This is a genomic window from Salinibaculum rarum, assembly GCF_030505615.1.
Lineage (GTDB): Archaea > Halobacteriota > Halobacteria > Halobacteriales > Haloarculaceae > Salinibaculum > Salinibaculum rarum.
Genome location: NZ_CP129994.1, coordinates 226,893 through 250,238 on the forward strand (window position 1 = coordinate 226,893; position 23,346 = coordinate 250,238).

General features: G+C 52.2%; 28 protein-coding genes and 1 pseudogene. All 29 read right to left on the minus strand.

Going from position 1 to position 23,346, the window contains the following annotated elements; translation table 11 throughout:
- Window positions 1-41: 41 nt before the first annotated feature.
- Window positions 42-374, minus strand: a complete 333-nt coding sequence (locus QYL91_RS16535) for a hypothetical protein (RefSeq protein ID WP_302083948.1) — start codon at window positions 372-374, stop codon at window positions 42-44.
- A gap of 13 nt (window positions 375-387) precedes the next feature.
- Complete coding sequence (locus QYL91_RS16540; protein WP_302083950.1) at window positions 388-1,155, minus strand: hypothetical protein; 768 nt, start codon at window positions 1,153-1,155, stop codon at window positions 388-390.
- Between the two features lie 44 nt (window positions 1,156-1,199).
- Window positions 1,200-1,631: a hypothetical protein gene (locus tag QYL91_RS16545; protein WP_302083953.1), complete on the minus strand. Its 432-nt coding sequence runs from the start codon at window positions 1,629-1,631 to the stop codon at window positions 1,200-1,202.
- Between the two features lie 181 nt (window positions 1,632-1,812).
- Window positions 1,813-2,259 (minus strand): hypothetical protein, encoded by a 447-nt coding sequence (locus QYL91_RS16550; RefSeq protein ID WP_302083955.1) that lies wholly within the window; start codon window positions 2,257-2,259, stop codon window positions 1,813-1,815.
- A gap of 123 nt (window positions 2,260-2,382) precedes the next feature.
- On the minus strand, window positions 2,383-2,505 hold the full coding sequence (locus QYL91_RS16555; RefSeq protein ID WP_302083957.1) for a hypothetical protein: 123 nt from the start codon (window positions 2,503-2,505) through the stop codon (window positions 2,383-2,385).
- A gap of 4 nt (window positions 2,506-2,509) precedes the next feature.
- Window positions 2,510-2,632: pseudogene (locus QYL91_RS18240) on the minus strand (hypothetical protein); the annotation flags it as partial.
- A 7-nt stretch (window positions 2,633-2,639) separates the two neighbouring features.
- On the minus strand, window positions 2,640-4,109 hold the full coding sequence (locus QYL91_RS16560) for a hypothetical protein (RefSeq protein ID WP_302083959.1): 1,470 nt from the start codon (window positions 4,107-4,109) through the stop codon (window positions 2,640-2,642).
- Between the two features lie 2 nt (window positions 4,110-4,111).
- Window positions 4,112-5,158 carry a hypothetical protein gene (locus tag QYL91_RS16565; protein ID WP_302083960.1) on the minus strand — a complete coding sequence of 349 codons (1,047 nt, stop codon included), beginning with the start codon at window positions 5,156-5,158 and terminating at the stop codon, window positions 4,112-4,114.
- Window positions 5,159-5,405: 247 nt separating this feature from the next.
- Window positions 5,406-6,704 (minus strand): cell division protein FtsZ, encoded by a 1,299-nt coding sequence (gene ftsZ, locus QYL91_RS16570; RefSeq protein ID WP_302083962.1) that lies wholly within the window; start codon window positions 6,702-6,704, stop codon window positions 5,406-5,408.
- Window positions 6,705-6,764: 60 nt separating this feature from the next.
- Window positions 6,765-7,100: a ribbon-helix-helix domain-containing protein gene (locus QYL91_RS16575; protein ID WP_302083964.1), complete on the minus strand. Its 336-nt coding sequence runs from the start codon at window positions 7,098-7,100 to the stop codon at window positions 6,765-6,767.
- A 68-nt stretch (window positions 7,101-7,168) separates the two neighbouring features.
- On the minus strand, window positions 7,169-8,236 hold the full coding sequence (locus QYL91_RS16580; RefSeq protein ID WP_302083966.1) for a sensor histidine kinase: 1,068 nt from the start codon (window positions 8,234-8,236) through the stop codon (window positions 7,169-7,171).
- A gap of 60 nt (window positions 8,237-8,296) precedes the next feature.
- Entirely contained in the window at window positions 8,297-9,694 is a 1,398-nt protein-coding gene (locus tag QYL91_RS16585) for a phosphoadenosine phosphosulfate reductase domain-containing protein (protein WP_302083967.1), read from the minus strand.
- A gap of 154 nt (window positions 9,695-9,848) precedes the next feature.
- Window positions 9,849-10,802 carry a hypothetical protein gene (locus QYL91_RS16590; protein ID WP_302083969.1) on the minus strand — a complete coding sequence of 318 codons (954 nt, stop codon included), beginning with the start codon at window positions 10,800-10,802 and terminating at the stop codon, window positions 9,849-9,851.
- 97 nt (window positions 10,803-10,899) lie between these two features.
- Complete coding sequence (locus tag QYL91_RS16595; protein ID WP_302083971.1) at window positions 10,900-11,817, minus strand: hypothetical protein; 918 nt, start codon at window positions 11,815-11,817, stop codon at window positions 10,900-10,902.
- Window positions 11,818-11,998: 181 nt separating this feature from the next.
- Window positions 11,999-12,409 (minus strand): hypothetical protein, encoded by a 411-nt coding sequence (locus QYL91_RS16600; RefSeq protein ID WP_302083973.1) that lies wholly within the window; start codon window positions 12,407-12,409, stop codon window positions 11,999-12,001.
- Window positions 12,410-12,414: 5 nt separating this feature from the next.
- Window positions 12,415-13,737 (minus strand): hypothetical protein, encoded by a 1,323-nt coding sequence (locus QYL91_RS16605; protein ID WP_302083975.1) that lies wholly within the window; start codon window positions 13,735-13,737, stop codon window positions 12,415-12,417.
- Between the two features lie 128 nt (window positions 13,738-13,865).
- Window positions 13,866-14,546, minus strand: coding sequence for a hypothetical protein (locus QYL91_RS16610; protein WP_302083977.1), 681 nt, complete (start codon window positions 14,544-14,546; stop codon window positions 13,866-13,868).
- Between the two features lie 147 nt (window positions 14,547-14,693).
- Complete coding sequence (locus QYL91_RS16615) at window positions 14,694-15,035, minus strand: hypothetical protein (protein WP_302083980.1); 342 nt, start codon at window positions 15,033-15,035, stop codon at window positions 14,694-14,696.
- A gap of 2 nt (window positions 15,036-15,037) precedes the next feature.
- Window positions 15,038-15,286 (minus strand): hypothetical protein, encoded by a 249-nt coding sequence (locus tag QYL91_RS16620; protein ID WP_302083982.1) that lies wholly within the window; start codon window positions 15,284-15,286, stop codon window positions 15,038-15,040.
- 12 nt (window positions 15,287-15,298) lie between these two features.
- The gene (locus QYL91_RS16625; protein WP_302083984.1) at window positions 15,299-15,607 is read right to left on the minus strand and encodes a hypothetical protein; all 309 of its coding nucleotides are present in this window, start codon (window positions 15,605-15,607) and stop codon (window positions 15,299-15,301) included.
- A gap of 26 nt (window positions 15,608-15,633) precedes the next feature.
- Entirely contained in the window at window positions 15,634-15,954 is a 321-nt protein-coding gene (locus tag QYL91_RS16630; RefSeq protein ID WP_302083986.1) for a hypothetical protein, read from the minus strand.
- A gap of 92 nt (window positions 15,955-16,046) precedes the next feature.
- Entirely contained in the window at window positions 16,047-16,712 is a 666-nt protein-coding gene (locus QYL91_RS16635) for a hypothetical protein (protein ID WP_302083988.1), read from the minus strand.
- Window positions 16,713-16,778: 66 nt separating this feature from the next.
- Window positions 16,779-17,939, minus strand: a complete 1,161-nt coding sequence (locus QYL91_RS16640; RefSeq protein ID WP_302083990.1) for a hypothetical protein — start codon at window positions 17,937-17,939, stop codon at window positions 16,779-16,781.
- Window positions 17,940-17,962: 23 nt separating this feature from the next.
- Window positions 17,963-18,523: a hypothetical protein gene (locus QYL91_RS16645; RefSeq protein WP_302083992.1), complete on the minus strand. Its 561-nt coding sequence runs from the start codon at window positions 18,521-18,523 to the stop codon at window positions 17,963-17,965.
- Between the two features lie 11 nt (window positions 18,524-18,534).
- Window positions 18,535-19,464 carry a hypothetical protein gene (locus QYL91_RS16650; RefSeq protein WP_302083994.1) on the minus strand — a complete coding sequence of 310 codons (930 nt, stop codon included), beginning with the start codon at window positions 19,462-19,464 and terminating at the stop codon, window positions 18,535-18,537.
- 249 nt (window positions 19,465-19,713) lie between these two features.
- A complete protein-coding gene (locus tag QYL91_RS16655) occupies window positions 19,714-20,940 on the minus strand; it encodes a hypothetical protein (protein ID WP_302083997.1) in 1,227 nt (408 codons plus the stop codon).
- Window positions 20,937-21,470, minus strand: a complete 534-nt coding sequence (locus QYL91_RS16660; protein WP_302083999.1) for a hypothetical protein — start codon at window positions 21,468-21,470, stop codon at window positions 20,937-20,939. Before QYL91_RS16660 ends, QYL91_RS16655 begins: the two co-directional genes overlap by 4 nt.
- Before the next feature lie 112 nt (window positions 21,471-21,582).
- A complete protein-coding gene (locus tag QYL91_RS16665; RefSeq protein WP_302084001.1) occupies window positions 21,583-22,251 on the minus strand; it encodes a hypothetical protein in 669 nt (222 codons plus the stop codon).
- 405 nt (window positions 22,252-22,656) lie between these two features.
- A complete protein-coding gene (locus QYL91_RS16670; RefSeq protein ID WP_302084002.1) occupies window positions 22,657-23,136 on the minus strand; it encodes a hypothetical protein in 480 nt (159 codons plus the stop codon).
- Between the last annotated feature and the right edge of the window lie 210 nt (window positions 23,137-23,346).

Consider the following 23,346-nt stretch of genomic DNA (forward strand, 5'->3'; position numbering starts at 1 on the left):
TTCACGGCGCTTGCTCCCTGCGCGGGCCGGGCCGTATACGGTTATTCGGTGTCTTCTTCAAATTCAGATAACCCGTGCAGCCGGTCATCCCGGCCTTGTGCGCCGTCTTCGTTGAGATTACCGATGCATGAATCACACACGGGCTTTCCGTCTATCGTCGTGGTTGTTGCGTCTCGTTGACAGCGGAAACACGTTTCCGCGTCACTCTCGAAAAATGCTGCCGGTGTGACTGCTAGTTCGTCCGGGTCAAACTCGTTGAATCCTTCGGCAAGCACCTCGTCAGTTGGTTCATCTTCGAAGACACCAAGGATAGCAATGCCGAGCGGTGTTTGGTCTTTATTCGGTGCGACAACCACGTATGCTTCTTCAGACATTGTTCAACACCAGTTACGTAGTTGAGTCCCCCGCAGTGTTTTCTCCGACGTGCTGCATCGCAACGTCGTAGTCGTCCATGAGCGTCTGCATCACTGCATCGAGGTGGTGCCATAGAATCCCGCTCGTGATGACGTTCTCCCATGAATCAGCGCACCCGGGGAATTGGTCTGTCTCTTGAATGTCTGTAATGTTGAACGTCTCTCCAGTCACCTCAATGAGGTGCGCGATTTCCACGATAGAGAGTTCGTCCCAGATGTCATCACGGTGCGCATCCAATGTGTTGTATCGTGCTTCCCAACCCTCATTGGCCTCCCCGAGTTCCACTCGTCCAGCTGCTTCGAAGGCTAACTGCTTCGCTGTCGCCACTGCATCAACATCAACCTCGGAAAGCGTTGCGCCGTAGGACTGTTGTTCAATTGTGGTGCTAGAGATATCACGGGCGTTATCAGAGAGTCGAGTTTCAGCAACACCAGCAACGGTGTCCACAAGTGCATCACGGAACATCGATTCAACAGCGCTTCGCCATGTCGTTGGGAATCGCACATCTTCAACAATGTAGGCAGTATCGACGCCGTATTCTTCAAAGAGAATAGTAATCCAGTAGACCTGCTCAGTTGTACTCAGTTCCGCGACCAACTCGTCGATGTTGATCGCCCCGTAGGTGGCATCAAGCAACTCTTGTGCCCCCGGGTTGTCGCTGAGCTCCGTTTCTGAAACGGTTTCGACAGTGTTGATAAGCGATTCAATACGGTCGTGCGGCGAATCAAGACGTGTTGGCATGATGTATTTATCTCTGAAGGAACGCTGCGTATTTTTGACCTGGGTTATTCGGTGTCTGTATCGCTGTTATACAGCATGAGGGCTTGCTGGAGGAAGGTCAACGAATCCTGCACATCTTCGAAAGACCGTTCCTCAGTCTCGGTTGACACCGAGAGAGTGTCTGCTGATACCTCTGATAGCGCACGGTCGGTAGTGTAGCGCTTTAGTGCGACTTTTGATATGGCCGGGGTTTCCGTGTCAGCTTCTCCGCCACTGTTGGTGACTTCGTAGATATGTCGCGGGTCAGCGGTTCGTGGCGGGTACAGTAACACGCCCGGTTCGAGGTCGGTTTCGCGGATAATCGGAAGGTTGGTTCGTGCAACACTGAAACTCTCCTCTTCGTTTGCAACTGGGTCACCATCACTTCCGGGTTCGATGAATTCCTGCTGTGCCAACTGTGCGAACATCGCAGCGGCGTCAGCGAATTCACTCCGCATTAACAGTTCTGCATTTGGATGTGACGCCGTCGGATTCCCATACACGTCATGGAAAGCGTCGTCAGGGAAATCATCCGGCGACGTCGGTGTGTTCGGGCCACGGGGCATCCTTACTCGTTGTACGATATTCGGCACGGTAAACACTTGGTAATCGATTCGAAACGCGGTGGTGCTACCAGCATCACGATGTCAGCGCGAACTCCTTGTCCGGGTCATCTGGAAGGGTGTTTTCATCTGGCGTCGGAACATTGGTTGTATTGTCATTGGTCTGGTCAATGGCGACGACAGTTTGCTTCGCCGGCTTCACGTTCCCCTGAAGCCAGTCACGCACCAGCATTTCCGGGTCTTCAAGATCCTGCTGTACGTAGGGGTCACGCGCTTTCGACGCGTTCAGGTCTTCTATTTGGATGGTGTGGGAGAAATTCGCGTCATCAACGACCTCGAATGGGGTGTCACCCCAGAGGAACACGGAACCGCCGGTTAGCCCCAGCAGTTCCATGAGCGCATCAACTGTCGTGACATCCTCAGGGTCATCATCGTCGGCTAGCAATTCGTCGCGTTTTTCTGCGAGTATGACTTTCGCATCCCAATACGTCGCATCCGAAATTATCTCGTCAGGGTAGTGCATGGTTGAATCAATGAAATATCACGGTAAGTCCTCTTGTTGTGTGCCTGGGGACTCACCGGTGGGTGGCGCGCTGCATCTCTGTTGCTACGCGCGCCACCTCACGCACGGGGCGCAGTCTGGCTGTTAGGTATCGAACGAGGAGAGTGCCATCTGTCCGCCGAGCGTCCGGTCAGAGTCGGGGTCAAGGGGCATCTGCAAGGCGGTCACGCGCCGTGTCAGCGTAGTCTTCACTGATTTCGATCCCAATGTACGAATACCTGTGCTCGGCAGCCGCAACGAGCGTGCTGGCACTCCCACAGAACGGATGTGAACTCCCCCTGCCTACTCGCCGCCGTTGGCGGCTCCTTGAGGAAGGGGGCTTAGTGCCCGAAATTAGCTAACTAGTCGGATGAGGTGGCTGTGAATGCCTCGAGACCGGTCTGCGCGCTGTGCCCATCTGTTGGGCTCACGTGCGGGCGAACAGCGGTTGCCGTGGCCGGGACGCACTCACCTGCCTCGTGCGGGCCCGCCGCGGCTTCACGCCGCTCTGCGTGCGGCTCCCGTCGAATTTTCCCATCGGGTGTGAGACAGTAATTCCCCGGATGTGCACCGCATTCGAGACAGTCCACGTCGTACGCTTTTGGGAAACCGTTACCCTGCCCGCAGTGCAGACACTTGTACCGGGAGTCAGCGGCACTCTCACGGACGCCGCTTGCATCAGGGTCTAACAGCCCGTTCGGTGAGAGGGCTGATGGTGCTTCATCGACCGTGACGAGGATATCGTGCGGCGCCGTTGGGTGCGCGAAGATAGCGATATGGTCACGCGTGTAGTTGAACCGACCTGGCATACACGTCGCTGTCTGTGCGACTTGGATGACTTTCCCAGCTGGCGCGACCAACGGTTCGAATTCCTCTTTGATGACAGCGTCACGACCTCTCATCGCGCCCTTGTACTCAAGCTGGTGTTGGAAGACTTCGCGCTGCGGGGAGAACACCACCGTGTCGAAACTCGTCTCACTGAACGACGACGCGACGGCACGCTCATCGAAATGATGGTTAGCATCCACGTCGGACGTGAGTGCGAGACTTTCGTTCGTCGATGGAAGTTTGACATCAAGACCCCGCCCAGCGATATGCAACGTTGGTGGCGCCGTGATCTTGGTCACATGTTCACCGATCGTGTGTTCCAGGTTCGTGTCTCTCGACAAGCGGTGATACTCTACCGTGATTGGGTCACCATCGTTGCCCGACGTCGTTGCACCGCCGATATCACCACACGCATCTGCATTCGGCACCACGTCACGGGTTGCTGGCGCTGCATCAGTATTCGGAGACGTCGGTGGTTGCTTCTCAATGACGGTGGCGAACCAGTCGTCCATTCGTCCGAGCGTATTGAACAATGCGACCTCAGTGGTGCAGAATCCGTCATGCTCAGCGAACATTGTTGTTGTATACCCGAACTGGAGGACTTTCCCACCCGGCTTTAGTAGTGCATCCAGGACTTCAGTCACATCACGGTCGTACCCAGCGTCCACGTTACACCCGTAGGATGACTCTGCCTGATTCGCCGTGAATGGCGGGTCGTACACGATAACATCGAACTGGGTTTCGAGTTTTTCGTTGAGTTCACGGACATCGTGGTAGGTGTCCGCGTCAATCTCGAATGTTTTCTGTTCCCCATCAATTGTGAGCGTGAGTTCCTCGTTCAGGTCATTCCGATGTACCGAATCGTAGTCTAGCTCAGTGGGGCCGCAACACGCGTTGAGGACCTCGCCTTCGAGACGAGATTCAACCCAGTTCCGGAGTTTCGTTGCGCCGAAGGTGAACCGATCTGGTTGCACCGTCCAGTATGATAGTTTTGGTTGTGCCATCGTTACAGGTTAGACTCGTACTTCGATGCGACCTGCACACCGCTGTTGCGTGTGTATTTCCATAGTCCGCCGTCTTCACGCCCTTTCCGACTCCCCTTCATTCCACTTCGTTCCGTGTTCGCCAGGTCAGTAACGAGCGCTTCTACAGAGTTGTACCCTGAGAGTAGGTTAGAGTCGGCAGTCTGGAATTTTGCCGTTGTGTTCATCCGGAGTTTGTAGAAGCGCCCATCAGGAAGCTTTACGATGGGGATCACTTTCCCACCACTGTAGGAGTTTTTCCAGTAGATTGCAATTCGGTCTAGCGTTACACCGACTAACGTCGCATCTATGTTGTACTCCCGTAGATCGTACAGGCTATTTCCGATGACAGTTTCCCCTGACAAAGACGATGGGTAATCATCAACCCGGTAGTTTCGACTTCGTTGGTAGTAGATCAGTCCGCTTTCACTGAGATGTGTCCAGTTGAACGCCTCGATGATATCCGCGAGGTATTCTGCACCGCGCGGATGTTTGACTGGTGGGCAGATTGCTGAATCGATTTGGTAAGTGTGACTCTTCAGTGGCTTCCACTCGTTGTCAACTTCGTGCCAATACCCCCAGACGATACTGTTCACTTTGTCTTTTGACCAGACCTGTCGAGAGATAGCCCGGCCGTAACTTCCACCTTGATAGTATCCAGAATACCAGAGACAAAGGTTCTCTGTGGTGAACCCGACAGGGTAGTAGTATTTCTCGTAGAATTCGTGTTTTGTTCTGTCGAGAGATCGTGCTTTCTTGTCGGTGGTCGCGGGTCCTGTCTGTCTGAAGCCGTCGTCATTGTCATCTTGGAGGGCTGGAATCGTCTCAGTAGCGTACTCACGGAGTGCAGTCAGGTTTTTCTCACCGATACCATCGATGTTTTCAGCAATCCATCCCGGGATGCTGTACGCTGCATTCACGGCATTCTCATCGTTTCCGAAGCGATCGCGGAGGTTCTCAGCAGTTTTTGAACCAATGCCTGGCACCGTAGTTAGGTCGTGTTCGCGTTGAGTGTCAGTTGCAGGTGTCATAGTTAGCGACGTTCTTGTACGCCTGGGTGATGGCGTGCTGCCGCGCTCCTCACACGCCTCTACTTGGAGCGCGGCGCCGCCTGCTGGACAGATTAGGTTTCAGTCGGTATCAACACCGGCAAAATGACTGGATTCGCGGTGTTGGCTGCGCTTCTTTCCGTTGAGTTCGGAAAGACAGACGCGCAAGTGGGTTGACTAGCAAAAGAATATGGTTGAGGGCAGTGATTTGGTCTTGGACTTCGAGGAGTTAGTTTACCAGAGACACGAACTGTGAGAGCAAGCCTTGTTTTCGAGATGGTGGAGACTTCAAGTCGTCGCTGACTTCCACGCTTGATGACTGTCCAGTGGGTTTCTCTTCCGTTGCCCTAGTTGTTGGTTCTGCTGCGTTGTCTGGTTTGCCGCCATCGTGCCAGGTTTGTGATTCACCGTATGATTGCCCGTTGACTTCGGGTTGACTAACGGTATCGACTTCTTGGCTCTCAGTGTTGTGACTTCCCGTTGCACCGAGTCCGTGACTATCTTCACCGAGAATCTGCGGACTCTTCACTCCGGTCATAATGGCCATGACGCGCACTTTGTCTCTGTATTCTTCGTTGATCCGAGCTCCCCAGATAACATCTGCATGAGAGTCAAGTTGGGTTGTGAGATTGTCGGCGATGCCTTCAGCTTCTTTCAGTGAAAGGTTTGGGCCGCCAGTGATGTGAATGAGGCCGCCTGTTGCATTCTGGTAGTTCACGTCCAACAGCGGGTGCTGAGTTGCATCTTGAACGACTTCTTGGACTTTGTTTTTGTCTTTGGTTTCCCCGAGAAGCATCACCGCGACACCGCTATTATTCATCGTGTTTGCCATATCCGCGTAATCGAGGTTGATCAGCGACGGTTGAGTGATGGTCTCGGAGATGCCTTTGACTGTCTCTGAGATAATCTGGTCCATCACGGAGAACGCCTTGCTGATCGGTAGGTTCGGAACATAATCAAGGAGGTGGTTGTTGTCGAGGACGATGACGGAGTCGGCGTGCTGGCGAAGGTTGTGAAGGCCTTCTTCAGCGTTTTTTCGCCGTGCGCGTTCGACGTCGAATGGTGTGCTGACCATCCCGACAACAATCGCACCCATGTCACTAGCGATTTCAGCGATAACAGGTGAAGCGCCAGTACCAGTCCCACCTCCCATTCCGGCAGTGACAAAGACAAGGTCAGGGTCGCCGAGGACCTCTTTGATCGTGTCTTGCGCGTTTTTGGTTGCGCGTTCGCCCATTTCAGGGTCGCCGCCTGCTCCGAGCCCGTTGGTAAGGGACTTGCCGACGAGAATTTTTGTGTCGGCTTTGATCATCTGGAGGTGTTGTTTGTCAGTGTTGAGTGCGATAGTTTCGGCATCGCCAATGCCCATGTTGTAGAGTCGGTTTACGGTGTTGTTCCCGGCACCACCAGCACCGACGATTACGATGTTTGGGTCGCCAAAGTCATCTGCGTTGTTACTGTCGTTTTCTTCTCTGAGAGTTTCTTCTTTTTGATGATTCTCAATTGCTGTATTGACGATATTTTGCATAGTGGGAGAATATGTGTGTCAAGTCTGGGTTTGTGTTTCGTGGTTTTGTGATGGGCAGTGCTAATCGTTTGAAGGGACTGTTTGTGGTTCCGCTTCTTTGAGTTTCTGATAGATTTCTGAGCGATTTTTGTCAGATGCTGTTTCCTTAGTTTTCCCAGTGTTTGTTCCAACAGTAGTTTCCGCAGATGTTGTTTTCTGTTGTACAGCTGTGGGTCGCTGGTCGGCATCTGCTGGGATATTAGTCATGTGCTCGAGTGCCGCACGGATTGCCTGGCTCCGATTTGCGAACACACCATCTTCGACGAGCTGCTCAACTGCTTCTACTTGTTCTTCTGGAAAACGAATAGTTATCCTATCCATCATGATGTTTGTGATGTTATCGGTTGGTAGTGTCACCGGGTTGTTCTTCCGGGATGACTCTACTTATCGTTAAATTTCCACAGGAAACAGTTAAACCCTCTCTTTCATTTAGTGCTGATATTGAATCTAGCACCGCCTTCTTTGCTTTCACTGGCTGATATGTCCCACCCGTGAACCTCTGCAACTCGTGTAATGATTGTCATCCCGAGCCCTGTTCCTTCACCTGTCGTAAATCCGGTGTTGAAGATCTTGTCTCTGTTTTCTTCCGGGATTCCTTCCCCATCATCTGCAATGTAAAATCCGTCATTCTGGGAGCCGACTGTGATCGTTACATCAGCACCACCGTGTTCAATGCTGTTCCGGAATAGATTTTCAAAGAGTTCTCGGAGTAGATTTGCATCAGCTTCTACCAGCGCTTTGTCTTCGATTACAAGTTCGGCCTCTTTTGATTGAATTGACGCCCATGCCTGTTTTGCAGTGGCTTCTATATTCGTTTGTGTTGTCTCAATTTCCCCTTCAACTTCTCGAGTTAATGTTAACACATCCTCGATTATTGTGTCAATCCGGTTTAGTTGCCGTTGAATCGTCGCTATTTGTTCTTCGTCGGCGTCAAGCATTTCTAATCGACCCAATGCGACAGCTAGGGGATTCCGTACATCGTGAGATACGATGCTTGCGAAGTCTTGGAGGCGTTCAGATCGTGTTTTGAGGAATTCTTTCTTTTCTTCGAGAGCGGTTGTTCTTTCTGATAGTTCAGCAGTTTTGTCTTCGAGTTCCGCGTTCACGGCATGGAGCCGGGTGGCGTAAATCCCAATAGTAGCACCGAGGGCAGTCCCAGTCGCTATTGACGTGTAGACTGCAAATATATATGAAGTGTTTAGCAGTCGAGATAGGATTCCGAACCATGCACCGATGAGGAAAAATGAAACAATCCCACCGAGAACCCATTTGAGAAGTAGTTGGAAGTGTTGTGTGACAGGTTCTGGGTCACTCATCCACCCGTGAACGATTAATGCACCACCGATTATAATCGGTAGTAGTGATTGTGCGAGTGTTATAGGGAGAGGACGGTTAACAATTATCGCAAGCACACCAGTCATCACAATGAGAGAAACTCCCAGCACGAGTACTGGATTCTTCACTGGTGATTGTTCTAGTCGGGATACTCCCATCTTCTAGGTGAAGGTATGGTGTATTCTAACTTGAAGCCTTCACCCATTACCTGTCTGCAATCAGCTTGGATTTGGAGAGTCTGCGAAACTGTTTAATTCGGTTTGATGTTCTCCACGGAGGTGATTTGCTTTGAGTGCGGTTGGGTTATGAGGAGTTTCTCCAGCTGTGTAAGGCCATATGTCTGCTGTGATCCCTTCAGGACTAGCTGGGACTTCAAAAGCACCACAGTTAGTGCATTTTCGTTCTGCAACGTTGTTCGGACCATTGTACTTGACCCAATCGTGGTATTCAGTTATCCCATCACAAAATTCACCATCGGGATGTTTAGTTGAGATTTCACCTTCTGTCCAACGTATATTTCCAATATCGCTGCACCGGCTAGGGATGGCACGGATGTCGAGGTCATTTGGCGAAGCCCCAGCATCAGGATGAACCGTTTCTCGGTGTTCTCTTCCATCTTGGACGACGATATCACAGTCAACACAGTAAACCGCCAGTGTTTCGGTGAGAGAGTGTTCGTCGCTCCGCAAGTATCCTTCAGCGACAGTTAGTGGTTCATTAGAGTGCTCATATGTTTCTTCAACACGGTTTTCGCAACCGCTACACATGATGTTCGTCTGTCTGGTATTGTCATCTAAGTCGATGTCTAGAAGGTTGTCTCGACCGTGTGCCCACAGTGCGAATTCAGCTGGGATTTTTCCTTGCTCAGCCCGTTTGACGACTTTCCGTTCGAGTTGTTCAATCTTTTTTGCGGCGTTTGGATAGAAGTTTAGCAACTCTCGGAGCTCATCTCTGTGCCCGTAAGCACCACAATTACAGTCACCGCTGACGTGCAATAGCGCCGTGACGTCATTTTCTCGCAGTTCGAGGTGTTCACGGTATGTATCAACGGTAGATTCGTACCAATCGTAGAGTGGGGAAATCCAGACGCTTGAACCGTCTTCTTCAATGGCATCGTCACCGATGTTCATTTTCCGCCGGTCGCTTTCATCTTTCATCACACCACTAATGAGACCGATTTTCCCGTCGAAACTATCCAGGAATCCATTTAGCCGTTCACCTTTCAGATTTGCATACATGTACGAGTGCTGTGGCGGTCCAGGGAACCCATAAACGAGTACGAGATTTTCGTAACTACGGTATGGTTCGACGTACTCTTCATCAATACAATGGAATTCTAACCCTCGTTTCTCAGCTTCCTGTTTGACGAATTCCTTGGTTTGAAATACATTAATCCCAGTGTCAATGAAAACGACGCCATCAAGATCGATTTCATCAGAGCGAAAGGCTACTTCAAGTGCTGTCCCTGAATCATTCCCGCCCGAGACAGCTGCGAAAACCTTCTCAAATTCGTGGTTCTCAGTGGCATCTCGGAATACTTCATCACTGCGAGTAAGAGCGCTTCTAACGTTGTCTGGGAGGTCGGTCCCTAAGTACGAATCATTTGTCATTGACATGGGTTGAAATCTCCTTGTATTGTTTATTTGGGTGGCAAGACTGTCGTCACGCTGAGTTCATTTTACACGCTCAGCGTGACGACACCCACTACTGTGTAAGATGCACAGCCCGTTTGTTGAGATCATCGATGTGCTCTCGAGAGGTGTGGTTCTGCTAACAAAATTCTGAGAGACATGACCCGCGCGTTGCTTTCAGATCATTATTCGTTACTCCGATCGATCCAACCATATCTGGTGGGACCTGCCGCGAGAATGCTTTTGAACTGTCATACACGTTCGCTGGCATTGCCTCTTCAGTTGCGAATGGGATAATTGATTGCGTTGCAGCTTCTGAAAACTGGTCATCTGCAACGTACTGCGAGCAAAGGAAACTAAACTCCGCAGCCAGCGCCACGCCTGGCTCAACGCTACTCTGCAAGTCACGCTTCGCCTTCTTACTGAATGCAGCACTCTCACTCGTCGTGGTTTTGAGATTCAACGCGATTGCCTCAATCGCCTCTGGTGCAATACTGAGACTCTGCACCAAATTCTGATGATGTCGCAGCAACGCTGCTAACCCCACTGTTGGGTACACGTTCGATAAGTGGAGTTCAACGTCGCCCGGCATCTGATCGAACACGTCCAGCAGCACCGTGGACAGGTTACCCACCGACAGGTAGCCTGCATTGAGCAACGCGAATCCAGGCGGATGTCGAAGAATCTCATCAGCCCACGGGTGCCCGCCATTCATCTTGTCCAGTTCCGGCGAGAACAGCTTGTCAGCGATGTTCGCCGCAGACTTGTACGGCCGTGTAATCGGGAGGATGAGTTTCGGTGCTGTCTTGAAGTCGAACGCTTCGTACGCATCGAGGAGTTGCTGGAACTGCCGACCACGCCCAGTCACAATCGGACGGGGAATCACCGCATCTGCACTCATGTTATCTTCACCGATGCTTGTCGCTTTCTCGTACAGGTCGAGCGGGCCACCAGCGCGGCTTCCAGGTGAGAGTGAAATCTGGAATGACTCACACCGGTTTAGCGTTCGTATGAGCGCACGGTCGTTAACTTCAACTGCCTCTTCGAGCGTGATTGTCCGGAACGGCCAGTAGTCACCTTTGTAGTCACTCACGTACTGTGCCGTGTCGAGTTCCGGGACGAACACGTTGACTGGTGATCGAGATGCAGTTTGGAGTCGATCTGTATCGTTCGTGACGGTGAGGCTCACATCAGTCATCAGTATCACTCGCAGACTGCGCGAAACTCGAAAACGTTTCTTGTGTTTCCGACACGGACTCCGCAGTCGTGTCTATGTGATCCGGTGTTGGGACATTCAGTTTCTCCCAGTTCGCTTCGATTTCATCGTCATCCGTGATGCTAGGCGCGAGCATGCGGGCAACGTCCGTCATCTCAGCTCCGATGTAGTGACTCGTCACCGTCGCCACTTCATCACCAGTTGCCGGCCCGACGTACACCGGTTTCCGAGACGTGCCAGCGATTTCACCGCTGTTCGCGTGCTGTTGCACCGTCGATGCGTCAACTGAATCGAGCAGGCCAGGATCATCACGCAGCGCCTTGATGAGCGGTTTCGAGAAGCCGAGCCCGAACCCGTGAGCGTATGCGTCCCACCCGACGCTCTCACGGAACGAGTAGATGTGTTCCAACTGTTGTTCTGGTGTCGCCGCTTTCAGCCCGCCCAGTGCGAAATGCCGACGTCGCGCTTGTCGTGGGTATTCCTCGATGAGATGTTTGTAGTGCTCCGGGTACGGCGGCTGGAGCGGCACTAGGACCGTTGCGTTCAAATCTCGTTCTTCGACGCTATCAAGGAACGAGGCGACGCGTTCTGCGGTCGTTGTGATTGCTTCTTCAGACGATGTGTCACCGTCACGGACCTCGTCGTTCGGGATGATGTAGTCCGGGTCACGTTCTTCGGCCCACCGAAGCAAGTCCTCGTTCGTGATGTCGTCGTCGAGTCCGCTGTCGAGAATGTACTTCGTTGATTTTCGACGCACAGACGGCGTTGTGTCTCCTTGCCGGGCAGGCTGAAGGCGATACGGCCAGTAGATCCGCCCGTTTCCGCCGGCGAGATACAGGTCAACGACGGCGTGCCGAGCGACACGGAGTGCTTGTTTGATGGCTTCAGTCATAGTTTCCTACGTGGGTGGGAATGTGGCCGCTACGCGGTCTGGGCACCGCGGCGCGCCGAGTCCACTCACTGCTCTTACTCGGCGCGCTCGCGCCTGTCACGCGGATCGGTTCACACCATCTCAGGAAGCCAACGGCAAAGAAAAACCGGAAATTTGTCGGCCACCAAATCAGCGCGATGTTTTATTCGATTTCAGTCAGGATGTCAGCTGCATCCGGCCCGTCACGGACTGGCCCAGCGTAAATATGCCACCCACCTTCGAACGATCCACTTGTGCAGTCTCGCACTTCGTAATGCCGATGTGGAAGATAATTGGCGATGTACTCGGCTACAGCTTCAATTTCTTGAGACTCGGGAATCGTATTCACGCGGACATATTCGTCGCCGTCAATGGTGATGTGGCTGTTTTCATCTTCTACGAGTGGCTCATCGCGTTTGTCGAGGAGTTCTGTGAACAATTCGAACCCGTGGTTACTAATCGCCGTACTCTGTGTGCCGCCTTCCACGGGTTGTATTTGGATCTTCCAGTCGTGTTCCGGATTGTTTCGCCAGAACTTGATGTCCCCGACGAAGTAATATTCTTTCTGAGCCATCTTACTTAGTTGTCGATAGTTCCGAGGTCGATTGTCTCACCAGTTTTGGGAAGATCGGCGATTTTCGTGGTTCCAGACTGCATTTTCATCCATGTTTGTATTCTTGGGAACGCTGCGTCGAATCTGTCACGAGTACGGTCACCGTAGGGTTCTTCAGTGAATTTCAGTTGGAGAAGTAATTGGTCTGGTCCGATGGACTCGGTGTCTTCAGCTATCGGCGTGTAGTCAGGCAGGTCACTCCGGGCACGTGGCGAGCGGAGTGACGCTGATCCCGACCATGTTACTTTAAGTGTATGCTCGGAGAGCTCACTGTTCGGATTTGTGTTTCGGTATTGCACCCAGGAATCGTGCGTTTTTCGCTCGTTGCGTTCCCAGTCCCCGATAGTGTCTGGGAGCTCAACATCGGTTGTGAGATCGTACGGGCGTTGGTAGTTGCTTGCTGGGAGGGTTTCCATCGCTTTGAGCGCCCAGTCAAGGATTCGCGTCGTGCGAACGACCTCTTGAGGCACGTCAATTTCGTACAGTGTGTCATCGACGTTGTCCTCACAGACGGCGCCGTTCTCAGGTACCGACAAGTACCAACACGAGTACGTACTCCGCCATTTCGCACGGATCTCCGTTCCAGTTGGTGCTTCCCACACAATTTCGTCGTAGACGTTCGTTACATCAGTGAGATTCAGCGAGTCATCCTCACGGAAGTCGTAGGCTTCCGCCGTCACCAGCGACCACCCGTTTACACCTTTTGGGATGTCGATGTCACATTGAGATTCCGTGTATCGGTCTCGGTACTTGTCGAGGTCGCTACGTTCGACGACCGTGAAGGCATCTGGGTCTTTCAGCGACACGGAGTCAGAGTCGCCCGATGTGTTCGAATACGTTGGCTGTCGTTTCGAACGGGCCATACTCTCGTAGAGGGAGTACACGCGCTGTTCTCGCTCAACGCGTTTATTCGAACTCCCCCACGTTTTCGCAGTCGTCTCGTACTGAATGGTGTCCCCAACGCGAACAACCTCACCGAATGGAGTGAGAACACTCAGTGTCTCACCATTCACCTCTTCGAGCACGGTCACGGACGGTGTGTCACTCCGTCGGACCTCAGTCCGGTCGAACCCACTCCAGTCTAGTGCCTCTGCGATCGCGGTTTGTGTTCGTCCGGAGAACAGGTTAGTGATGATGTCGCGCTGCTCCCAGAGTGCTTTTCGGAGTGACTTCCGAGTGAAGATCCCCGCGTCGTGCAAGACAGTCTGGTTGTCTTGCGTAATTCCGGGGTATTCTGTGAGGTCGTGCTGTTGGGCGCCGTGAAATTCTGAAATACCAGTTTGGGACATAGCTGTAGTTGAGCGGTGAATTACCCGTGAATGGGGAAGACACGGGACCTAAGACGGTCACGCGCCGAAGTCACTACCAACTTCCTTCGGCGCTGAGCACTGCTGAATACTCACTGGGAAATCTCGTTTCAGGAGGTGACTTGATCAACGGACTCGGCGTTGCTGGGCAAATCGTCGTAGATGCTTGGGTATTCGTCAGCAATCCAATCCTCGAGAACACGGAGAACAGGCGACACAGTTAGAGTGCTCTCATTTTCGAGACCTATTGAGTCGAATGCTGGTACTGGTTCAACACCGAGGAAGTGCTGCGGCCCGAACTCATCATATCCAAATCCATCAGTATCGATAGACGAGTCTGTGTTTGCGTATGTATTGACCTCGTGTACGAGACTCATCACGTCTGCTGTCTGATGTTCGGTCTCCCCAGCTTCAAACTGCGCATACAGTGTCTCAATCGCATCTGTTACATCAATCGCGCGTCTGACTACATCTCGTCGTTCGCGCACTGAGGAACGAATATCGTGAGAGACAGCACTTTGGGCAATGTGCCGCATTGACCCGCCGATTGGAGTTTCACCGACGGCATTCTGGAACCAGTTTCCGAGGGAAAACGCGGTTGTGTCAGCAACCTCAACAACGCTTGTTGGTGCGAACCCAGCAAGTGTGCCATTTTGGAATGATTCAGCGACACGTTGGTTCGCAAGTTTCGGGAAGGCATCTGGTTCTCGGTGCTTGAGCATCGTCTCGATGATGTCAGTCACGGCGCGGTGCTTGAAAGTCTCGTAAACAGACGGAGTAATCTCAGTCATTATCGTGTTGGTTGGTCGTGTTGGTTGAGTATGTTTGTTGGACGTGTCTGATGCAATGCTGTTGTGAAGAACAGGGCTACGCCCGTGGTGCGGGCGTGCAGTCCAGTATCCTGGCGCCCGCACCACGCCATACTGGTTCCAACGCTGCTAGTAGTCTTCAAATTCGAATTTGTACCCAGTCTCTTCTTCGATTTGATCAATTACTTTCGACGTTGAAATCGTGTCTTGACCGTTAGCGTTGAGATCCCGAAGCCACTGCTCAACGTTTTTGAGATCATCTTGCAGTTCTTGTTCAGCGTCTACATCCGCTTCGAACCCTTCCGGATGTTGCTGATACAGGTCTTCTGCGTGTGCCTCCAGTTCGAGGAGATAGCCAAACTGGTGGGACTGAAGTGATTCTACGAATTGAATCGCGTTCTTCAATTCGACGCGATCCCGCAGCATGTTGAACACCTGGTCGGCGTCACGGCGAGAATATTGGAGTGGCATAGTTACCTCCCAGAGAAAGTGACTTTGTCAGGGTTGATCGAGAGGTTGTCTTCCACCCTGGAATACCCGTTCGATAGCATGTAGTTGAACACGTCCTCCCAGTCTGTGGCCGCTGTCGGCTCAACACTCCTCACGACAACGGTATACCCGTGTGGGTCCTCAACCTCCGTTTCGAACTTCTCACTATGAATATCGTTTGACGCACCGATACCAGCGGAAATCGCACCTGCTTCTGGAACATCAGGACTCATGAATTGTCGTTGTTAGTAATCGATTTGGTCGATAAGGCTCGCCGCAGGGTGCATATACAGCACTTCCCCACACGACTTGCACTTGGCGAACAGCAGTTGGTTCAACCCGTCCAGATCTTGGATGGGTGACGCGGCACGATCTTTGTCGTACTTGTCGGCGACTTCTCGACTGGTTTGGATATTCCCAGCAAGATGACGTTCACGGATTGTCGTGTTCCCACACTCAGGACAGGGTTCCGAGAGGGCATTCCAGTCATCACGGTTCACCGACTCAATGACCGGCGTTACGTCAACGTCAGGATGGTCAGCAGTGTATCCCATATATTCGTGTGTATGCGTGAGGAGAGTTAAGTTTCGACGTCAAACCGGTCAAGGATCACGGAGATGTCAGCGTGCAGCGATTCCGGGATTTCAGCAAGCTCCCCTTCACCGATGACATCTGCCGGCGCTTCGGCATCTGTGACTTTGAAGAGGTCTACAGACATGGCGACATCCATCGAATTCCGGAGCATCACCAGCTCACCGAACGATAGGGCATCTCCGTTCAGTATCTCATCGCGGAAGTTGACGCCGAACCCGGCGTCACGAGTCTCTCTCAGAACTCGTTTTTCTGCCTCAGTGAACGATACCGTCGTGTTGATCGTCTGTTCGTAGCGGTTGATATCCATGGGTACGCAGTACGTGGGCAACTGCGCGTGGCAGCGCCCCTCTATCAGCCATCGCTGGGGGCGCTGCCACAGTACTTACGGTGCAGAGTCAGTCAGTTCGTTAGTGATGCTGTGTGTGGACTCTCAGAGGAGGAATCTTCCGTATGATTGCTTGCAAGAGGAGTGTCTCGCGTATCGGGAGCCCAGCTGGGATGCGTTTCGAACAACCAGTGTTCAACACCAGCAAACTGTTCTGTGAATCCCACACTGTTTGTGGTCACGCCCTCGAAAACAGGGAATTTTACATTGCCACGAACCATCGCTTCTGAGAGTCCAGTTTCTTCTGGTGAATCGTTCAAGTCACCTTGGATTGTTACTTCAGTGCAGACCTCGGTCGGTGTGACATCAGTATCAGCACTAAGCAGACAATCCAGTTGATGAAATACTCGAAGAACGTGAAGCACAGCATCTGTCTGCTGTGTGAACACGGTTTGGATATCGTTGATGACAGCACCTCTCGCAATCAGTTGAATCCGTTCATGCACTGGGTATGTGTCATCGCTGAACCACGCTGCGGCGTCAAACCCATCTGTAGCAGCGTGCTTCGTAAGGGCAGATTCCGGGATATCCTCAAACGCAGCATCCCAATTCGAAGTGACACAATCCGAGATAGCTGACCGGAAGTCAACTGGAGGTTTCTCACCACGAAGATCGTCGAGAATCGAATTGATGAGCCCGCATCGTATCGAGAGATAGTGGTCACGCGGGATTTCCGGCATCTTATGTAACGCTACGCGATGCCACATTGAAAAATCCCCTCTTGTTGGTAGTGCGATTGTGTTTTGCTATATCGAGAGGCGGGGATTCTCTACGTCAGCCGGATTCTCTGTATCCGGTGTGTCGAATTCGACTTCAGCAACCCGGTCCTTGCAATTCGACCCGTACACCCGAGTCGAAATATAGTCATCGTGCTTGTCAGGATTCGCGGACAAGAACCACGGCTGCGCCAGCACATGCACGCCAGCACCGTACTTGTCAGGATACAACCCACGCTGAATCCGCTTTTCCCGCAGTGTATACCCCAACGTCACCTTTTCCTTACTACTGAACGCATATTCACCGACCGTGTGCGACAGATCATCTTCTGTCACCTCGTAGGTGTGCTCTTCATCAGTGAAGACCGTCTCATAGGTGCTCGACCCAGTGAGTGCTTCAACATCACGCGTCGGATTCGTCGCTCGTTTCAGATGCGTTCCCTTCAACCGGATGAGCTTATCCTGATCCGTCGTGAAATACAGTGCATTCGCATCCCGATGGTCAAACTCCGTGATTTCAATGCCGAACTGCTCTTCAAGCACCGGCATCACAACACGCAGTCCGTCAAGCACTCCGGAATCCTCTTCATTCGTTATTTCAATGCCTGCCACCTCAGACGTGACAAGCGAACTTTCCGGAGCCGACACATCCATTTCAGGAGCCGCTACAACGGCGTCACCGTGATATTCAACGATAAATCCGAATTTCCCACAGGGTGTTACCGTGAGATCGGCCGCACGGAAGGATTTCTCACCCGTCGCAAGCACAATCGCTTGCTTGAGACGCGATGCCGTAATCCCCATGCCCCACGTCTCACCAGGTCCACCACCCGATGCACTCGTCGTGAGCTCGACATAGTGGGGCGCCCACGACTCAATCTCCGAAAACGAACTCGGAGGCTGAATCGACTTTTCACCAACTTCGTCTCGGTATGCTTCGAGCCCACCGACCACGTACCCGAGAGTCGCCGGTTCAACTGAGATACCTTTGACTGTGGTTTTCTCAGCCGGTTCGACGACAGCCAGAAGGTCTGCGATACGCGTCACGTTGTCTTTCCAGTCGATACCACGATCAGGGACAGATACAGCGTCCCGAGTAAGATTCTCCAACGCAGGACTGGTTTCAGGCTTGCCGGGATCTCCTGGCGAGGACGATACATCTTCGAAATCGTTGAGATGTGTTTCACGCATAATTATTCAATCCAATCCAGTAGTTAGTGGTTCAGGTCAGCCTCGATGTGCACATCGTTAATACCACCGCGTGGCCCCAGCTTGAACGCAAGCTCCCACTTCGTGAAATTCACGTGGTGCCCGTCGACGTGCCGACGCCACTTCGGCGTATCACGAATTTCACTCAGTCGTTTTTGAATGTCATCTGGAACCGTTGCGCCACGAGATGCATGCGATCGAATCACACCACTGTTCCGCATATTCACCTCGAAACGCACAGTGTCATACCGATATTTGTCATCGGCCGTTCCAATACGATCCTGATGCTGCTCGAGATACGCATCTCGCGTTACAGTGTATCGCGTTGGCCCACGGCCACCGGTATTTTTCGATACGCCATCTGGTAAAGCCCGCCGTGGAATATCACCCGTTCCGAACTCATCACGGTCAAGATCGAATAGGCGAATTACCGCTCCACGACTGAGTGTAGGTTTCTTCGCCCATCGCGGCACGTCACCGTCTTTGAGATCGGTCACGTATCCGTAGAGTGGGCGAACGACTCGATCACTACCGAAGAATTCGTAGGTATGATGTTGGTGTCCCATGATTCGCTGTGTTACCGGTGGTAGTACCGCTTGTCTCCGATTTCTGCACGCATCAACCGGGAGAGGTCACGAAGCGCAACTGCGAACGACTCTCGCATCTTGGACCGGCCATGCTGCTCAACGTATTCACCGTTGACTGTCGCGCTGAGTTTGAATACCGATCCGCGCTTCGCATCACTAATCTCCCGGATTTTGAATTTCTCACCGGCATCTGGATGCCGGACAATGATTTCCCGTGTTGCTGGCATTTCCGCGCGCACATCGAACCCACGAGACTCCCATGATTCCATCCAGGAAAACGCCGACAACAGCTCGGTATCACCCTCACACTCATTTTCGTCGTCACTGCTATCGACGAAATTGTCCGCAAGCGTCACAGGGTCATCGTATACTTCCTCAATGGTTTCGAGACGGTCTCCGATCGGGTCTTCCGCATCCAGATCAGTGGCTTCCGCGACGAGCTCTGACTTCTGGACAGTGCGATTCGCCAGTTCGTGATCTGGATGCTGTTCCCGACAGTACGCCACAGCGAGTTTCTCATTCATCGCCGGCGGAATCAATGGATCAATCGTGTTTGCAGCATTCATTACGTCAAGAGCGACATCAAGAGCAGCCTCTCGTGAGGGTAACTCTTCACTGAGCGTTGTGGCCGACAGAAGCGATTGCGTCCCGTCGGGACTCCCCGATTTCCACGGGAAGGACGACTTCGTCGTTGATTCCTTATAGAGATGATGCGTTCGGCGTACTTGCCAGTGCTCAGAGGTCGCAGTGGTGATGCTGACCGTTGTCCCGACACAGGGGTAATCACCGAGCTCGCCAACTCCCCAGATACGTCGCCATGTGGTAGTCTGCGGATTGGGAACCTCCCGGTGTTCGAACTCCCCGATTTCCACGGGGACTTCCATTGATTTTTCGTCTCCAGTTGCGGTTTCACGACTCACAGCGGCCTCCACGTGGGACGCGGATTCACTACCAGGTGTTGGTGCAACCGTGTCCGGCGTGGAACTTGGATCGATGTTTGAAAGATTGCTCTGTTGCATAGTTTGGCGTGGGTGTCACCGTGGTGCGAACCGTGGCCAGATTGGCCGCGGCGGGCACTTCACCTCGCTTGCGCGTGCCCGCCGCGAACCGATGCGCCTACCACATCATGACGTCGTTGATGAAGCAAGACCGGGAAGAACAGTGGACAGCTAGTCACCGAACGTGGACTGCTTGGACATTCCAGTTGCAGTTGTTGTCTTCTCCAGCACCGGCTCGATCTCGATGCTTTTTGTTGGTTGTTCTCCGACTGGGAGTGCAAACCGGAGATAATCTTCCACATCTGCGCGGTTACTCATCCCTGGTTCATCCAGAAGCATCCGGAGTAACTCCTCAGGTGGGTCAGTTGCAGACACCTCAGAAAGCTCTTGTTCTGGAATTTGACTAAACCCAGCGTTGTATCGAACACGTTGGATGTGCCCATCAGCAATCGCATCCAATTCTCTCATCGATACTGGGTATTCACACGCTCGGCACTGGTAGAGACCACCGTCAGACCCAGGGTCAAACCCTGCGGCTTCCGTTGCTTTCATCAGATTTGTGCACCCACAATGTGGACACCGACGGTCTTCTTGCGGGCCCACAGCACGAATGTCGTAGGAGTCGGCTGCTTGGTCTTCAACGACCTCAATTCGATAGGCGATTTCCGCCTCGACCGCCTCTTTGAGTGATGCTGGGTCTGGTGCGTACTCTGGTGCGTACTCACGTGTAGTGAATGTTTGCGAGAGATATTTCGCCGCCTCGGGCGATGAATGCACTGAATACAGAGTTGCATAACTCACAGAGGGTGTCCCCATCGCGTATCGATCAGTGTCTTGCCGAAAACGAATCGCATCAATCGATGTTTGGTCATTCGTTTCGACCCACCACGCGTTGAAGAGGATGTTCCCATCGGGCTTCGTGATGCGTACAAGTTCGTCGAACAGGGTTTCTTTGGCGTGGGTGCTCAACTCTTTCCATGGCGGGTCACAGATTGTCCAGTCGAATGAATCCGACGTGAATGGCAGTCCGCGTTCGCTGAAGACATCAGCGAATACCATATCACCAGTTTTGATGTGGTCACTAAGTTTGTGGTCGCGCGGGTTGTCTGCCGTGTAGAGCTCTTGAACGACATCACGGCCTGTGTAGTCGTCAGTTAGCACACCACTGAGGGCATTGCGAGCTTCCTCGAGATCGGTGTTGTTGTCATCCTGCATGAGATCGATGATGTCCAGTGGGGACATGACATCGACGCGGATGTCGCCAATCGGGGATAAGCCAGCGCAGATGTTGATAGTGTCTGCATCGTTCGGGATGAGGGATGCAACCCATGACTCGAACGATTCTGTCCATCGCCAAGAACTTGTGAATTCGTGCTCGTCTTTACGTGGTGTCGTCATGCTGTCTCACCACTAGTGAACGCAGTGAGTGTGTGACATTCACGATTTTCTTCGGGAGTAGCATTCCTCGTGTCTCCTTGTTCAGTTACGGTGAAGACAGCACCAACGTTAGGTTCATCAGGGGTACTCCAGTTCATTGCGTAGAGTGTGTCCAGCGTGACAGCGTTGCTGTGCACGAGGTAGTTTGGAGACCGATAGATGATTGTCCCGGTTTTCTTGGTGATACTGGTTGCTTCATAGAATGGTGTGTGACGTTGTAAGACGCCGCGTGAGGGATTGTAGTGAATTGTTGTGTCGAATTTGTCCGGTGTGAACGGGGTGTTGTCTTGAGTGTCTGTGTAAAGCGTGAGATTGGAAGGCGTCTCATTGAGTTCTGCAATGAGTTCGTCTTTCAACGGAGTTGCGATGGTGCCATTTGGTGCAATAATGAGGATGTCCTCGGTTGGAGTGCAATGCTCAGCAGCAAGCGCACCTAAGGATTCGTGCCAGAGGTGTGTGTCTGTGAATGTGTGAAGTGGTGAATCAAGCATGGGTGGTCAGTGGTTTGCGGTGGGTGTTCGACGAGGCATTGGCGCGCCGCGCCACCAATTGTCTTTGCGGGCGCGGCACACTCCTACTGCGGTCACGATGCAATTCACCGTGTCAAAACATGTCTAACCCAGTTTGCCCACTACCACTATTTTCGGCGCTGTTACCTGTTTCGTCACCAGTTGTTGCTACCGCAGCGTCTTTCCAGAATACCTTCGGTACATCAAAATCACGATCTGCTGCATCGTATAATTCCGACACAAAATGCTTGTCCAGATCCTGTTTAATGTCTTCTCGCAGTGATTCTGCTAATTCACGGTGACGGTCTGTTACAACTTTCGACCCATGTTCCGTAACGTGTTCTTCCAGTCCGCCATTCACGATTTGTGGATTGTCTTCTTCCAGATCCAGCGGTTCATCAGTTGCCGGCAATCCCGGATAGAACCCATAGGAATCCGGTAACATCTCATCACTGTCCATGCCCATCGACTCAAGGAACTGTGTGAACGCGTATTCGTAAATCCCCACGAACTCAGCATTAATCGCCGCAGCATCCATCGATGCTGTGAAACAATATGCAACAACTTCACCCCACGTTGCCTTCGGAATCGGTTCATCTAATGGATACTCGTCAATTAGTGCACGGCGCGCTTCATAGATATCCTCTTCACTTGGTGTTGAATCCCCATCGAACCACTCCATCGTTCGTTCGTGCAGAATAATCGGGTCATTTACTGCTCGAAACTCTTTAACAGTCTGAATTTTGCTGGCATTAACGTTCATATCTGACTTTCTGCGGTATTATAATTCGTTGTTTTCGTAGTGTTATAGCTCTCTCCTGCGGTTTACACGTGATGAGTGATTGAATGCCCACGACTGAAGTCGTGGGAGGACGTCAATTGTGTGACGAGTTTATGAACTTGTCCGTCATCAAGAGGTGCATGTTCCTCGAACACGCCTCTGATGAATTCATCGTACGCTTTTTGCGAGTTGAAGTGAGTATTCCCGTATTTCATTGTTAGATGTGTTGAGTTGCAGCGCCCGGGATGGTAGGCGACGGGACTGCGCGCTCTGTTTCTCATCACGCGCGCAGTCCCGATGACCGTTTGGAGGGACCATTGAGTGACCTCGTAGTTCAAACTAGGTAGCGAGGCGGATTCCCCGCCCCACCGTGGGCGGGGCAGTTGACTACTTTTTCGAGTGTTCCGATTTCGTTGTTTCGGTGAGTGAGGTGGCGTCAACGCCGACTGCTGGATCAGCTCGGTTTGCTGGGATGAATTGCCCGAGTTCTAATCGGCGTGCGAACACATCTGGTTCATCCCGAAACACACCACCGGGAGCCCCAGGGACTGCATGAATACGGTGCATTCCATTATTTGTCTCAGTTGTTGTGTCGTAAATGAGTGCATCTCCTTCCATGTTGAGTACTCCGTCGTATTCGCAGACCGGGAAGATTCCCTCCAGTGTGTTCACAGAGAGGATTTCTGAGTCAGCACCAGCAGTGATTGACTCAACGACACATGAGTCCCCACCGTAGGTTTGTTTGAATCGGTCGTTTGCGACTCGTGGCGAATTAACCGCGAAGTGCGCACTCGTCGGTGGGTGTTCTGCGATATCCCAGTCGAGACGTTGTGGCGGTCCTTCGATGAGTTTGTAGTTGAATTTCATTAGTAGCGCCGATAATTCGTAACTTGATATGTCTACTTTTTCTTCGTTAGCCCCAATTACAGACAAGTGGAATGTATCCCCAATGTCCTGGAGAGATTCTGTTCGACAGCGCAGTCCGAAGATAACATCGTCTGGTGGATGATATAACCCCGTGTACGGTTCGATGTCAAATTTCAGTGGTTCTGTCGGAGGTTTACAGCTATTTTCTTG

What these genes read in the sequence shown, in the direction of transcription:
- QYL91_RS16535 (WP_302083948.1), bottom strand. Translation starts at nt 374, where the DNA reads ATGTCTGAAGAAGCATACGTGGTTGTCGCACCGAATAAAGACCAAACA.
- QYL91_RS16540 (WP_302083950.1), bottom strand. Translation starts at nt 1,155, where the DNA reads ATGCCAACACGTCTTGATTCGCCGCACGACCGTATTGAATCGCTTATC.
- QYL91_RS16545 (WP_302083953.1), bottom strand. Translation starts at nt 1,631, where the DNA reads ATGCGGAGTGAATTCGCTGACGCCGCTGCGATGTTCGCACAGTTGGCA.
- QYL91_RS16550 (WP_302083955.1), bottom strand. Translation starts at nt 2,259, where the DNA reads ATGCACTACCCTGACGAGATAATTTCGGATGCGACGTATTGGGATGCG.
- QYL91_RS16560 (WP_302083959.1), bottom strand. Translation starts at nt 4,109, where the DNA reads ATGGCACAACCAAAACTATCATACTGGACGGTGCAACCAGATCGGTTC.
- QYL91_RS16565 (WP_302083960.1), bottom strand. Translation starts at nt 5,158, where the DNA reads ATGACACCTGCAACTGACACTCAACGCGAACACGACCTAACTACGGTG.
- ftsZ (WP_302083962.1), bottom strand. Translation starts at nt 6,704, where the DNA reads ATGCAAAATATCGTCAATACAGCAATTGAGAATCATCAAAAAGAAGAA.
- QYL91_RS16580 (WP_302083966.1), bottom strand. Translation starts at nt 8,236, where the DNA reads ATGGGAGTATCCCGACTAGAACAATCACCAGTGAAGAATCCAGTACTC.
- QYL91_RS16585 (WP_302083967.1), bottom strand. Translation starts at nt 9,694, where the DNA reads ATGTCAATGACAAATGATTCGTACTTAGGGACCGACCTCCCAGACAAC.
- QYL91_RS16595 (WP_302083971.1), bottom strand. Translation starts at nt 11,817, where the DNA reads ATGACTGAAGCCATCAAACAAGCACTCCGTGTCGCTCGGCACGCCGTC.
- QYL91_RS16600 (WP_302083973.1), bottom strand. Translation starts at nt 12,409, where the DNA reads ATGGCTCAGAAAGAATATTACTTCGTCGGGGACATCAAGTTCTGGCGA.
- QYL91_RS16605 (WP_302083975.1), bottom strand. Translation starts at nt 13,737, where the DNA reads ATGTCCCAAACTGGTATTTCAGAATTTCACGGCGCCCAACAGCACGAC.
- QYL91_RS16610 (WP_302083977.1), bottom strand. Translation starts at nt 14,546, where the DNA reads ATGACTGAGATTACTCCGTCTGTTTACGAGACTTTCAAGCACCGCGCC.
- QYL91_RS16615 (WP_302083980.1), bottom strand. Translation starts at nt 15,035, where the DNA reads ATGCCACTCCAATATTCTCGCCGTGACGCCGACCAGGTGTTCAACATG.
- QYL91_RS16620 (WP_302083982.1), bottom strand. Translation starts at nt 15,286, where the DNA reads ATGAGTCCTGATGTTCCAGAAGCAGGTGCGATTTCCGCTGGTATCGGT.
- QYL91_RS16625 (WP_302083984.1), bottom strand. Translation starts at nt 15,607, where the DNA reads ATGGGATACACTGCTGACCATCCTGACGTTGACGTAACGCCGGTCATT.
- QYL91_RS16630 (WP_302083986.1), bottom strand. Translation starts at nt 15,954, where the DNA reads ATGGATATCAACCGCTACGAACAGACGATCAACACGACGGTATCGTTC.
- QYL91_RS16635 (WP_302083988.1), bottom strand. Translation starts at nt 16,712, where the DNA reads ATGCCGGAAATCCCGCGTGACCACTATCTCTCGATACGATGCGGGCTC.
- QYL91_RS16640 (WP_302083990.1), bottom strand. Translation starts at nt 17,939, where the DNA reads ATGCGTGAAACACATCTCAACGATTTCGAAGATGTATCGTCCTCGCCA.
- QYL91_RS16645 (WP_302083992.1), bottom strand. Translation starts at nt 18,523, where the DNA reads ATGGGACACCAACATCATACCTACGAATTCTTCGGTAGTGATCGAGTC.
- QYL91_RS16655 (WP_302083997.1), bottom strand. Translation starts at nt 20,940, where the DNA reads ATGACGACACCACGTAAAGACGAGCACGAATTCACAAGTTCTTGGCGA.
- QYL91_RS16660 (WP_302083999.1), bottom strand. Translation starts at nt 21,470, where the DNA reads ATGCTTGATTCACCACTTCACACATTCACAGACACACACCTCTGGCAC.
- QYL91_RS16665 (WP_302084001.1), bottom strand. Translation starts at nt 22,251, where the DNA reads ATGAACGTTAATGCCAGCAAAATTCAGACTGTTAAAGAGTTTCGAGCA.
- QYL91_RS16670 (WP_302084002.1), bottom strand. Translation starts at nt 23,136, where the DNA reads ATGAAATTCAACTACAAACTCATCGAAGGACCGCCACAACGTCTCGAC.